This is a genomic window from Streptomyces sp. NPDC002054, from assembly GCF_040296685.1.
In the GTDB taxonomy this organism is placed as follows: Bacteria; Actinomycetota; Actinomycetes; order Streptomycetales; family Streptomycetaceae; genus Streptomyces.
In genome coordinates this window covers 34,710-48,295 of record NZ_JBEOXT010000022.1, presented here as the reverse complement: position 1 = coordinate 48,295, position 13,586 = coordinate 34,710, and the positions used below count along the sequence as shown (strand labels likewise).

2 protein-coding genes (1 of these 2 only partly in view) are annotated in these 13,586 nt (G+C 73.3%); both read right to left on the bottom strand.

The features are described 5' to 3' along the window. Positions 1-80: 80 nt before the first annotated feature. On the bottom strand, positions 81-9,989 hold the full coding sequence (locus tag ABT123_RS21555; protein ID WP_351316992.1) for an SDR family NAD(P)-dependent oxidoreductase: 9,909 nt from the start codon (positions 9,987-9,989) through the stop codon (positions 81-83). Between the two features lie 11 nt (positions 9,990-10,000). Further along, a protein-coding gene (locus tag ABT123_RS21550) for a type I polyketide synthase (RefSeq protein WP_351316989.1) crosses the window boundary here: on the bottom strand, positions 10,001-13,586 show its 3' portion. 25,055 nt of this gene lie beyond the right edge of the window; the window shows 3,586 of its 28,641 coding nt (coding positions 25,056-28,641); the start codon falls outside the window, past its right edge — the gene reads right to left on this strand; it ends in the stop codon at positions 10,001-10,003.

Genomic DNA, 13,586 nt, shown 5'->3' with positions numbered 1-13,586 from the left:
ACGAGCTTGCCGTCGTTCGACATGGGGGTGGAGCCTTCCTACAGCGTGAGAGAACAGGTGAATGACGACAGACGGCCGGATCAGCGGTCGCTCAGGCGGCCGAGCTCGTTGTCGATGAACGCGAGGACTTCGTCTGCGGTCGCGGATTCGATCCGCTCCACGACATCGGCGGACTCCCCGCCCTCGTCGTCGGCGCGCCACTTCTCCAGGAGGTGGCGCAGCCGCTGGGACACCGCCATACGGGTGTGCTCGTCGGGCTCCGACGCCGTCAACGCGGCGTCCAGCCGGTCGAGTTCGGCAAGGAGGGCGGACTGCCCGTCCCGGCTGTCCCGGTGTTCGTGGAGCAACGTGGCCAGCAGGTGCTCGGCCAGGGCGTTCGGCGTCGGGTAGTCGAAGACGAGGGTGGCGGGCAGCCGCAGTCCGGTGACGGACGTGAGCCCGTTGCGCAGTTCCAGCGCGGTGAGGGAGTCGACACCGAGGTCCTTGAAGTCCAGCCCGGCGTCGACGGCCTGCGCCGATGCGTGCCGGAGCACGGCCGCTGCCTCTGCCTGTACGAGTTCCCGTACGTGCCGCAGCCGATCCCCTTCGCGCAGCTCGCGGAGCCGGGCGGCGAGCATGTCCTGGGTGCCGGCCGCAGGGCCGCCGCCGGCGGCGGCCTGCCGCTTGGCGCTCTTGACGAGCCCGCGCAGCAGCGGGGGCACTGCACCGCGCATCTGGGGTGCGCCCGTGCGGGACATCCGGCCGAGGGCGACGAGGTACGGGATGTCGGTGGCCATGGCCGCGTCGAGGAGGGCGAGACCTTGCTCTACGGAGAGCGGCGGGACTCCGGAGGCGGCGATCCGCTGGCGGTCCGCTTCGGACAGGGTCGCGGTCATACCGCCCGTGGGGGCCCAAGCGCCCCAGGCGAGGGACTGGGCCGGAAGGCCCTGGCCCTGGCGGTGTATGGCCAGAGCGTCGAGGAAGACGTTCGCGGCGGCGTAGTTGCCCTGACCCGCCGAACCCATCACACCCGAGATCGAAGAGAACAGCACGAACGCCGACAGGTCCATCTCGCGGGTCAGCTCGTGGAGGTTCCAGGCCGCATCCACCTTCGGACGCAGCACCTTCGACAGCCGCTCGGCCGACAGGGAGGTCACCACGCCGTCATCCAGCACACCCGCGGTGTGAATCACCGCAGACAGCTCGACCCCGGCCAACAGACCCGCCAGCGCAGCCCGGTCCGCCACATCACACGCGACGACAGCGACGTCCGCACCGGCAGCTGCCAGCTCGTCCCGCAGCTCCACCGCACCGGGAGCATCCAGCCCCCGACGCGATACCAGCAGAAGACTCCGAACTCCCTGGGTGGTCACCAGATGCCTGGCCACCTCACGACCCAGACCACCCGTACCACCCGTCACCAGCACGGTCCCGTCCCGCAGCGGGGATTCCACCACACCGAGCGAGGAGTTCAGCCGCGCCAGCCGCGGCAGGTGCACTGCTCCGTCGCGGACCAGAACCTGCGACTCACCCGCCGCAAGGACCTCCGCGACCGGCAGCTCGCCATCGCCTTCGATGTCCACGAGCAGGAAGCGGCCCGGGTTCTCCGACTCCGCCGCCCGCACCAGACCCCACACTGCGGCACTCGCCAGGTCGGCACCCGACACCGCACCCCGCGTCAGGACAACGAGACGCGAGCCCTCGGGCCCCTCCAGCAACTCCTGCACCGCGGCCAGCACACCAACACACGCTGCGTGCACGGCCTCGGGCGACACACCACCCTCGACCGGGAGGACCGTGAGCGCCGCGTCATCGGCGCCAGAGGCTCCCGACACGTCCGCCGGAATCCACTCCAGGCCCAGCAGCCCGTCCCGGCCCGGCACCGCGCCCACAGGCACGGCAGGAGCCCCGAGTACCAGCTCCGCGACCGAGAGCACTGGCCCGCCCTCGGCGTCGACCAGCTCGACGGACAGCAGGTCCTCGCCCGTCTGCACGATGCGCGCCCGTACCACCGACGCGCCCGCTGCATGCAGCGAGACCCCGCGCCAGGTCACCGGCACCAGATCCCGCTCCCCCGCGACCGCCCGTACCACGTCGGCCAGCAACGCCGGATGCAGACCGTAGAGCCCCGCGTCGTCCGCGCGGCCCGGCAGGGACGCGTCGACCATCACACCGCCGTCGCCAAGGTTCACGTCAGCCGTCGCAGGCGTCAGCCGTCCCGCGGCGTGGCAGGCCCACGGCCCGTCGGGCGTCTCCTCGGGGCGTGCGTAACAGCCGACCGTACGAGCCCCGGTCTCGTCGGGAGCAGAGACCGTCACCTGGACGATCACGGCGCCCGTCGCGGGCAGGACGAGCGGCTGGTCGGTGAGGGTGAGTTCCGCGACGTGCTCGCAGCCGGCCTGTTCCCCGGCTCGCAGCACCATCTCCAGGAGGCCCTCGCTCGGGAGGACGGCCACCCCGTCGACGAGGTGGTCCTCGAGCCACGGCAACGCCGCCGCGGACAGCCGGCCGGTGAGCAGCACGCTGCCGCCGGAGTCGGCGGGGGTCACCGCGGCGCCCAGGAGGGCGTGCCCGGTCGGCGCGAGGCCGGCGCCCGCCACATCGCCCGTACGGACGGCCGGGACGGGCCAGTACCGCTCGCGCTGGAAGGCGTACGTCGGCAGGTCCACCCGCCGGGCGCCGGTACCGTCGTACAGGCGCGTCCAGTCCACCGCCACACCCGCGCAGAAGAGCCGCGCCAGCCCTTCGACGAGCGCGTTCTCCTCCTCGCGGCCCTTGCGCAGCACCGGGGCGCACACGATGTCCGCCGGGTCCTCGCCACCCAGGACCTCCTGGGCGAGGGCGGTCAGGACGCCGTCCGGGCCGAGCTCTGCGAAGGCGGTGGCACCGGCCGCGCGCAGGGCGCGTACGTCGTCGGCGAACCGTACGGTCTCCCGGACGTGCCGCACCCAGTACTCGGGGTCGCACACCAGCTCGGCATCCGTGGCCAGGGCGGTCCGGGGGGCCGAGAACGACAGCTGCGAGACCACCGCACGGAACTCGTCCAGCATCGGGTCCATCAGCGGGGAGTGGAAGGCGCGCGAGACCCGCAGCCGGGTGGTCTTGCGACCCATGCCGCGGAAGTGCACGTCGATCTTCTCGACGGTGTCCTCGGTGCCGGAGACGACCAGGGAGGACGGGCCGTTGATGGCGGCGATGGAGACGAACTCGCCCAGCAGCGGACGCACTTCCTCCTCCGTGGCCTGGACCGCGAGCATGGCACCGCCTTCGGGCAGCGCCTGCATCAGCCGGCCTCGGGCCGCGACCAGCGCACACGCGTCCGTCAGCGACAGCACCCCCGCCACATGAGCAGCCGCTATCTCGCCCACCGAATGCCCGGCCACGAACTGCGGGCGCACACCCAGCGACTCCACGAGCCGGAACAGCGCGACCTCGACCGCGAACAGCGCGGTCTGCGCGTATTCGGTCCGGTTCAGCGCCTCTTCGTCCTCGCCCCACACCACATCCCGGACCGGTACGTCCAGCTCAGCACAGACGGCATCGAACGCCTCCGCGAACACCGGGAAGCGCGCGTACAACTCCCGGCCCATCCCCAGCCGCTGCGACCCCTGGCCCGAGAACAGCACCGCGAGCGACCGCTCGCGCGCCACCCCGCGGGCCATCTCGGCACCGTCCACCAGCACCGCGCGGTGCGCGAACCGCGCCCGCGAAGCCGCCAGCGAGAAGCCGACATCCAGCCCGGACCCCGTGACCCCCGCCAGCCTCTCCAGCTGCGCGTCGAGCGCGGCTTCCGACCTGCCCGACACCACCCAGGGCGCCAGGGTCGTCGCATCCGAGAGTTCGCCCGGTGCTTCGACCGCCTGCTCCAGGACGAGGTGCGCGTTCGTGCCGCTGAGGCCGAAGGACGAGACACCCGCCCGCCACGGCCGGCCCGCTTCGGGCCAGGCGGTGTTCTCGGTGAGAAGGTTGATGGCGCCCGCCGACCAGTCGACGTGCCGCGACGGCGCGTCCACGTGCAGGGTGCGCGGCAGGACGCCCGCCCGCATCGCCATGACCATCTTGATCACACCGGCCACACCGGCCGCGGCCTGGGTGTGCCCGATGTTCGACTTCACCGAGCCGAGCAGGAGCGGCCGACCGGCCTCCCCCCGCTCCCGGCCGTACGTGGCCAGCAGCGCCTGCGCCTCTATCGGATCGCCCAGCGGCGTACCCGTGCCGTGGCCCTCGACCGCGTCCACGTCCGCCGCCGACAGACCGGCGGCCGACAGCGCCTGCCGGATCACGCGCTGCTGCGACGGACCGTTCGGGGCGGTCAGGCCGTTGGACGCGCCGTCCTGGTTCACGGCCGAACCACGGACGACGGCCAGCACCTCGTGCCCGTTGCGGCGGGCGTCCGAGAGCCGCTCGAGGACCAGGACACCCACGCCCTCGGACCAGCCAGTGCCGTCGGCGGCGTCCGCGAACGCCTTGCAGCGGCCGTCCCCCGCCAGCCCGCCCTGCCGGCTGAAGCCGAGGAAGCTCATCGGCGTGGACAGGACGGTGACGCCGCCGGCTAGGGCGAGCGAGGATTCGCCGCTGCGCAGCGACTGGGCGGCCAGGTGCATGGCCACGAGGGAGGAGGAGCAGGCGGTGTCCACGGTCACGGCCGGGCCTTCCAGCCCGAAGGCGTAGGACACCCGCCCGGAGATCACACTGTTCGCCAGACCCGTGCTGGCGTGGCCCTCCACGTCCTCGCGCGAGTTCATGACGAGCGAGGCGTAGTCCTGCCCGGTGGTGCCCACGAACACACCGGTCCGGCTGCCGCGCAGCCGGGAGGCATCGATTCCGGCCCGCTCGAAGGCCTCCCAGGAGGTCTCCAGCAGCAGCCGCTGCTGCGGGTCCATGGCAAGGGCCTCGCGCGGCGAGATCCCGAAGAATCCGGCGTCGAAGTCGCCGAGCGCGGCGAGGAATCCGCCGCGCCGGGTCGCGCTGGCTCCCCGATTGCCGGGGGCGCTGTCACCGAAGAGAGCGGCCAGGTCCCAGCCGCGGTCGGTGGGGAAGTCCGCCATCCCTTCCCGGCCCTCCAGAAGCATCGCGAACAATGCCTCCGGCGTGTCCACGCCGCCGGGCATCCGGCACGCCATGCCGACGATCGCGATCGGGTCGTCGGCTGCGGACACCGCCGGCCCGTCCGTGTCCACGACCTGGTGCTCCTCGAGCAGTTCGGCCAGGAGGTGGGCGGCGAGCACGGCCGGAGTGGGGTAGTCGAAGACGAGGGTGGCGGGCAGGCGCAGGCCGGTGACATGGCCCAGCCGGTTGCGGAGTTCGAGTGCGCTGAGGGAGTCGACACCCAGGTCCTTGAACTCCCGCTCCGGGTCGACCGCCGTGGCCGACGCGTGCCCGAGTACCCCGGCGGCCTCGGTCCGTACGAGGTCCAGCACGTGCCGGAGCCGTTCCTCCTCGGCCAGGCCGCCGAGCCGCAGCCCGAGGGCACCGGCAGTCGTCGACACGGCCATCCGGCGCACGCCCTTGAACAGCCCGCGGAACAGCGGGGGCACGTCGATGCCCGGGCGCCGTTCGCTCGCGAGTCGGCCGAGGGGGACGAGGAAGGGAATGTCGGTGGCCATCGCCGCGTCGAGGAGGGCCAGACCCTGCTCGACGGAGAGCAGCGGAGCACCGGAGGACGCGATCCGCTGCTGGTCGGCCTCGGACAGGGTCGCGGTCATACCGCCCGTGGGCGCCCAGGCCCCCCAGGCGAGGGACTGCCCCGGCAGACCGAGCCCACGGCGATGCGTGGCGAGGGCGTCCAGGAAGACGTTGGCGGCAGCGTAGTTGCCCTGACCCGCCGAACCCATCACACCAGAGACCGACGAGAACATCACGAACGCCGACAGATCGAGGTCCCGCGTCAGCTGGTGCAGGTTCCATGCCGCATCCACCTTCGGACGCAGCACCTTCGACAGCCGCTCCGGCGTCAGCGAGGTCACCACACCGTCATCGAGCACACCAGCGGTGTGAATCACCGCCGACAGCTCAACGCCGGCCAACACCTCCGCCAGCGCCTCCCGGTCCACCACATCACACGCGACGACGGATACAGCAGCACCCTTGGCGACCAGCTCGTCCCGCAGCTCCACCGCACCCGGAGCATCCAGCCCCCGACGCGACACCAGCAACAGACTCCGCACACCATGGGTGACCACCAGATGCCGGGCCACTTCACGGCCCAGACCACCCGTACCGCCGGTCACCAGAACCGTGCCATCCCCCAACGGGGACGCCACCACACCGAGCGAGGAACCCAACCGGGCCAGCCGAGCCACGTACACCACACCATCGCGGACCAGAACCTGCGACTCACCCGCCGCAAGCACCTCCGCGACCGGCAGCTCATCACCGTCTTCGGCGTCCACCAGCAGGAACCGGCCCGGGTTCTCCGACTCCGCCGCCCTCACCAGACCCGAGACAGCGGCACCGGCCAGGTCCCCCCGCACCACGACCACCAGGCGGGCATCCGCCGGCCGCTCCTCCGCCAGCCACTCCTGCAGCGCACCCAGCACGCGGGCACAGGCTGCGTGCACCGCCTCGGCCGTCTCGCCGCCCTCGACACGCAGAACCGTCAGTGCCGCGTCGTCGACAGCAGACGCCGCCGACACATCGGCCGGCACCCACTCCAGACCCAGCAGCCCGTCCCGCCCCGGCACCGCCTCCACCGGCACCACCGGAGCCCCCAGAACGAGCTCCTCCACCGACAGCACCAGCCCGCCCTCGGCATCCACCAGCGCGAGCGAAACCGAGTCCTCCGCCGTACGGCCGATCCGCGCCCGCACCACCGACGCACCCGCCGCATGCAGCGAAACCCCACGCCAGGACACCGGCACCCACTCCCGGTCCCCCGCCACATTCCGCACCACCTCGGCCAGCAGCGCCGGGTGCAGACCGAACCGGTCAGCCTCCCGCGCCACCTCGCCCGACAACGCGAACTCCGCCTCGGCGCCGGTCACGTCCGTGACCGGCCGGCCGGTGGCGGGAGCGAGTACGCCGGTCGCGTGCTCCGTCCACACCCCGTCGTTCGCCCGCGAGAAGAAGGCGACCGTACGTGCACCCGCCTGATCGGGCTCCCCCACCCGGACCTGGAGCATGACGCTGCCGTCCACGGGCAGGGACAGGGGGGCGGTGTGCACGAGGCGCTCGACGCGGTCGCAGCCGACGTGGTCGCCGACGCGGAGCGCCAGTTCCAGCAGGCCGGTCGCCGGTGTCGTCTGCCCTGCCAGCCAAGGCTGCGCGTGGATCGAGAGGCGGCTGGTGAAGACCACGCCTTCCGACTGGGCGAGCGGGAGGACCGCCCCGAGCATGGGGTGTGCGTCGGCGATCAGTCCGGCCGCCGTGACATCGCCGGCATCCGGGGTGAGTGCCGGCCAGTACCGCTCGTGCTGGAAGGCGTACGTCGGCAGGTCGATACGGCGGGCGCCCGTACCGTCGTACCAGCTCGCCCAATCGACCACCACACCCGCGCAGTACAGCTTCGCCAGTCCGTCGACGAGGGTGCGCTCCTCGGACCGGCCCTTGCGCAGCACCGGAGCGGCCACGGCATCCACGCTCAACTGGGCCAGCGCGCACAGGCTTCCGTCCGGACCCAGCTCCAGGAACGTGTCCACACCCTGGCCGGCCAGAACACGCACCGCATCGGCGAACCGTACGGTCTCCCGGACATGCCGCACCCAGTATTCCGGGTCGCACACCAGCTCGGCATCAGTGGCCAGCGGAATCTCAGGCGCCGAGAACGACAGCCCCGACACCACTGCACGGAACTCGTCCAGCATCGGGTCCATCAGCGGGGAGTGGAACGCGTGCGAGACCCGCAGCCGGGTGGTCCTGCGGCCCGAGCCTTCGAAATGAGCCCGCACGGCCTCCACACCGGCCTCGGCGCCAGAGACCACGACAGCCGACGGGCCGTTGACCGCCGCGATCGACACCAACTCGCCCAGCAACGGCCGTACTTCCTCCTCGGAAGCCTCCACCGCCACCATCGCACCGCCCTCGGGCAGCGCCTGCATCAGCCGGCCACGCGCCGCGACCAACGCACACGCATCTGCCAACGACAGCACACCCGCCACATGAGCAGCCGCGATCTCACCCACCGAATGACCGGCCACAAAATCCGGCCGCGCACCCAGCGACTCCACCAGCCGGAACAGAGCCACTTCCACGGCAAACAGACCCGCCTGAGCGTACGCCGTACCGTTCAGCGCCTCCTCGTCCTCACCCCAAACCACCTCACGCACCGGCAGATCCAGCCCCGCGCACACCGCGTCGAAGGCCTCCGCAAACACCGGGAACCGCGCATACAACTCCCGCCCCATCCCCAGCCGCTGCGACCCCTGCCCCGAGAACAACACCGCAAGGGACCGATCACCCGCCACACCACGCGCGATCTCCGCACCGTCCACCAGCACCGCCCGGTGCGCGAAGCGCGCCCGCGAGGACGCCAGCGAGGAGCCCACATCGAGTCCGGAGGACCCCGTGACCCCGGTCAGCCGTTCCAGCTGCGCGTCCAGCGCGGCCGAGGACTTGCCCGACACCACCCACGGGGCGAGCACCGCCGCCTCCGAGGGAGCGGCGGCCGGCTCCGCCGGGCCTTCCTCCAGCACCACGTGCGCGTTCGTCCCGCTGATGCCGAACGAGGACACGCCCGCCCGGCGCGGGCGGTCACCGGCCGGCCACTCCGCGGCCTCCGTGAGCAGCCGTACGCCGCCCGCCGACCAGTCGACGTGCCGGGACGGCGCGTCCACGTGCAGGGTGCGCGGCAGCACGCCCGCCCGCATCGCCATGACCATCTTGATCACACCAGCCACACCGGCAGCCGCCTGCGTGTGCCCGATGTTCGACTTCACCGAACCCAGCCACAGCGGTGGCCGGCCGTCCACCCCCCGCTCCCGGCCGTACGTGGCCAGCAGCGCCTGCGCCTCGATCGGGTCGCCCAGCGGCGTACCCGTACCGTGCCCCTCCACCACGTCCACGTCCGCCGCCGACAGACCGGCAGCCGACAACGCCTGCCGGATCACCCGCTGCTGCGACGGACCGTTCGGCGCGGTGAAGCCGTTGGACGCACCGTCCTGGTTCACGGCCGAGCCGCGGACCACGCCGAGGACGCGCCGTCCGTTGCGTACGGCGTCCGACAGGCGCTCCAGGACGAGTACGCCCACACCCTCCGACCAGCCGGTGCCGTCGGCGGCGTCCGCGAACGCCTTGCAACGGCCGTCGCCCGCCAGCCCGCCCTGCCGGCTGAACTCCATCAGGGAGCCGGGCGTGGACATGATGTTCACGCCGCCGGCCAGGGCGAGCGAGCATTCGCCCGCCCGGAGGGACTGGACGGCCCAGTGCAGGGCGACGAGGGACGAGGAGCAGGCGGTGTCCACGGTCACCGCCGGGCCTTCCAGGCCCAGCTGGTAGGCGAGCCGGCCGGAGACGGCACTGGCGGCGATGCCGGTGCCGATGTCCCCGGTGGCGTCATCGAGGGACCGGACGAGGAGATAGGCGTAGTCCTGGCCATTGGTGCCCATGAAGACGCCGGTCCGGCTGCCGCGCAGCCGGGACGGATCGGTCCCGGCCCGCTCGAAGGCCTCCCAGGAGGTCTCCAGCAGCAGCCGCTGCTGCGGGTCCATCGACACGGCTTCGCGCGGCGAGATGCCGAAGAAGTCCGCGTCGAAGCCGGCCACGTCGTCGAGGAATCCGCCGCCCCGGCTCACGCTGTGCCCGCGCGCGTCGACTCCGGCGCCGCGCAGGGCGTCGAGGTCCCAGCCCCGGTCGGCCGGGAAGTCCGACATGGCGTCGGTTCCGGCCGCGACGAGGTCCCACAGGTCCTCGGGCGAGTGGACCCCGCCCGGGTAGCGGCAGCTCATCGCCACGATGGCGATGGGTTCGGTGGCTGCGGCGACCAGGTTCAGGTTCTGGCGCCGCAGCCGCTCGGTCTCCTTCATCGAGGACCGGAGCGCTTCGACGACCTTGTCGTGGGGCGTGGGCGTGGCCATGTTCTGCTCCGTCAGCTCCGTCGGTCCTGCGGCTCGTCGCGCTGGATCGGTTCGGATGTGGTGGTGTTCGGGGTCGTGTTGGTGTTCGGGGTCGTGTTCGTGTTCAGGGCCGCGTGGACCAGAGCGTCCAGGTCCATCGCGTCGATGGAGTCGGCGTAGGCGGGTGCCTCGGCCGCCCCGTCGGCGGGCTCGTCGCTCCGGCCGTGTTCGGCGGCCAGTTTCAGCAGCGGCTCCAGGACGCCGATGCGGCGCAGCTGGGCCACGGACACGGAGGCCAGCAGGGCCTGGAGCCGTGCCTGGTCCACGTCCTCCGGTTCGGCGCTGTCGTCGGAGGCCGCCGGGTCCAGCTGCCGGGCGATGTGCTCGGCGAGCTCGGCCGGGGTGGGGTGGTCGAAGACGAGGGTGGCGGACAGCTCCAGGCCGGTGGCGGCGGTGAGCTGGTTGCGCAGTTCCACGGCGCCGAGGGAGTCGAAGCCCAGGTCGCGGAAGGCCTTCTCGGAGCCGACGGCTTCGGCTCCGGTGAGGCCGAGGACCTCGGCGGCCCGGGTGCGTACGAGCTGGAGTACCGCGGCCCTGCGCCGGGCCTCGGGCAGGGCGGCCAGTTCGGCGCGCTGCTCCGGCACCGCCGGTGCTGCCTCCGGGCCTGCCGCGGCCGTGGCCTCGGGCACGGGCAGGCCGGCGATCAGCCTGCTCGGGCGTACGGCCGTGAAGGCGCGGACGAACCGTCCGGGGTCGACGTCGGAGATGACGGTGGTCGGCTCGGGCTCCATCACGGCGCGGCGCAGCACCGTGACGGCCAGGTCCGGGTCCAGGGGCCGGATGCCTGCCCGGTGGGCGGCTCCGGCGGCCCGGTCGGCAGCCGCCATGCCCGCTCCGCCCCAGGCGCCCCAGGCGACGGAGGTGGCGGCGAGGCCGCGGGAGCGGCGCTGCTCGGCGAGGGCGTCGAGGACGGCGTTGGCCGCCGCGTAGTTGCCCTGGCCGGGGTTGCCGACGGCGGCGGAGGCGGAGGAGAAGAGGGCGAACACCGCCAGGTCCAGGTCCCGGGTGAGCTCGTCGAGGAGCAGCGCGGAGGTGACCTTGGCGCGGAAGACGGCGGTGAACCGGTCCGGGGTGAGGCTGTCGATGACCGCGTCGTCGAGTACGCCGGCGGCGTGGACGACGGCGGTCAGCGGCGCCCGGTCCGGGATGGCGGCGAGGACGGCGGTCAGTGCCTCGCGGTCGGCGGCGTCGCAGGCGGTGAGGGTGACCTCGGCGCCCGCTTCGGCCAGTTCGGCGCGCAGGGCGGTGGCGCCGGGGGCGTCCGGGCCGCTGCGGCTGAGCAGGACCAGGTGGCGGGCTCCGGCGGCGGCGAGCCGGCGGGCGACGTGCACGCCCAGGGCCCCGGTGCCGCCGGTGATCAGGACGGTGCCTTCCGGGTCCCAGGTGCGGGTGGGCACCGGGGCGGGCGTGCGGCGAGCCGTCAGCGGGCTCAGCCGGCGGCCGTGGAGCGTGCCGGGCCGGATGGCGACCTGGTCCTCCCCGTCGGGTGCGGCGAGGAAGGCGGTGAGCCGGTCGAGGGCCGCGGGGTCGGCGTGGAGGCCGGCTTGGAGGTCGGCCGGGAGGTCGATCAGGCCGCCCCAGCGCTGCGGGTACTCGAGGGCGGCGACCCGGCCGAGACCCCAGACGGCGGCCTGGGCCAGGCCCGGTACGGGCTCGCCGGGGGTCACGGCGACCGCGCCCCGGGTGACGCACCACAGGGGTGCGGTCAGGCCGGCGTCGCCGAGTGCCTGGAGGAGGGTGGCGGTCAGCGCCACGCCCTGCGGGACCTCGCCGGTCTCCTCGAGGGCGAGGAGAGAGACGATGCCGGTGAACTCTGCGCCCGAGGTGGCGGCCAGTTCGCGCAGCCGCTTCGCCATCCGTTCCCGGTCCGCGTCGGCGTCCACGGCGATCTCGAAGCGGACGGTGTCCGGGCCGAGGTGGCCGATGACGGAGGTCGTCCAGGGGTCGGCGGCGTACGCGGCGGGGAGGACGGCGAGCCAGGTCCCGGCGAGCGGGGCGGTACGGCTCGGGGTGCCGGCGAGCGGCTGCCAGGTGATGTGCTGCCGCCAGCCGTCGACGGTGCTCTCCTCGGCGCGGCGGCGTCGCCAGTCGTCCAGGGCGGGCAGCACCTTGGACAGTGCGTCGCTGTCGACGTCGAGGGTCCCGGCGAGCGAGTCGAGGGTTTCGGAGCGTACGGCGGTCCAGAAGGCGTCGTCCGTTCCGGTGGCCGTGGCGGCCACCGAGGTGGCCACGGTGGCCGCGGTCGGGCTCGTGTGGGCCCAGTACCGCGCCCGCTGGAAGGCGTACGTCGGCAGCGGCACCCGGCGGGCTCCGGTGCCGGTGAAGACGGACGGCCAGTGGGGCGCGCAGCCTTCGACGTGCAGCCGGGCGACGGCGGCGAGGAGGGTGTCCTGTTCGGGGCGCCCCTTGCGCAGGGCCGGTACGGCGGTCACGGGGGCGGCGCCCGGCGCGCCGTCGGTGTCCTGGGCCAGGGCGGACAGGGTGGCGTCCGGGCCGAGTTCGAGGAAGCGGGTGACGCCACGGGCGGCGAGGGCGCGCAGCCCGTCGCCGAACCGGACGGTCTCCCGGACGTGCCGCACCCAGTAGTCGGGGGTGCAGACCAGCTCGGCGTCCGCCGGTTCCCCGGTCAGGTTCGACACGAGGGGCAGGCTCGGGGCGGTGTAGGTGATGCCCCGGGCCACTCGTGCGAAGTCGTCGAGCATGGCGTCCATGTGCACGGAGTGAAATGCATGGCTGACCCGCAAACGCCTAGTTTTGCGGCCGGCGTCCGCGAAGGCCCGGGCGATCCGGTCCACGGCGGCCTCGTCGCCCGCGACGACGAGGGCCCGGGGGCCGTTCACCGCCGCCACCGACACCCCTTCAGTCCCGGCTCCGGCCTCGGCGAGGCGTTCGCGCACCTCGTCCTCGGTCGCCTGGAGGGCGGCCATCGCACCGCCCTCGGGCAGTGCGGCCATCAGCCGGGCCCGGGCGGCCACCAGGGTGCACGCGTCATCGAGGGAGAACACACCCGCCACGTGGGCGGCGGCGATCTCGCCGATGGAGTGCCCGGCGACGAAGTCGGGGCGCAGGCCCCAGGATTCGACGAGCCGGTAGAGGGCCACCTCGATCGCGAACAGGGCCGGCTGGGTGTAGCCGGTGTGGTCGAGCAGGGCGGCCTCCGGGGTGCCCTCCTCGGCGAACAGCAGCTCGCGCAGCGGCCGGTCCAGCTCCAGGTCGAACCGGGCGGTCACCTCGTCCAGGGCGCGTGCGAACACGGGCTGCCGGGCGTGGAGTTCGCGGCCCGCGCCCGCTCGCTGGGCGCCCTGGCCGGAGAACAGGAAGGCGGTCTTGCGGCTGCGGGCGGTGGCCTCGCCGCGCAGTACGTGCGGCCCGGTGCGGCCGTCCGCGAGGGCCGCGAGACCGGCGAGGAGTTCCTCGCGGTCACCGGCGAGGACGGCGGCCCGGTGGTCGAAGGCGGACCGGGTGGTCGCCAGGGAGTAGCCGAGGTCGGCGGCCGAGAGGGCGGGCCGCTCGGTGACGTGGGCGTGCAGGCGGGCGGCCTGGGCCCGGAGGGCGTCG

Excerpts from the sequence above, each read along its gene's own strand:
- ABT123_RS21555 (WP_351316992.1), bottom strand. The coding sequence starts at position 9,989 with ATGGCCACGCCCACGCCCCACGACAAGGTCGTCGAAGCGCTCCGGTCC.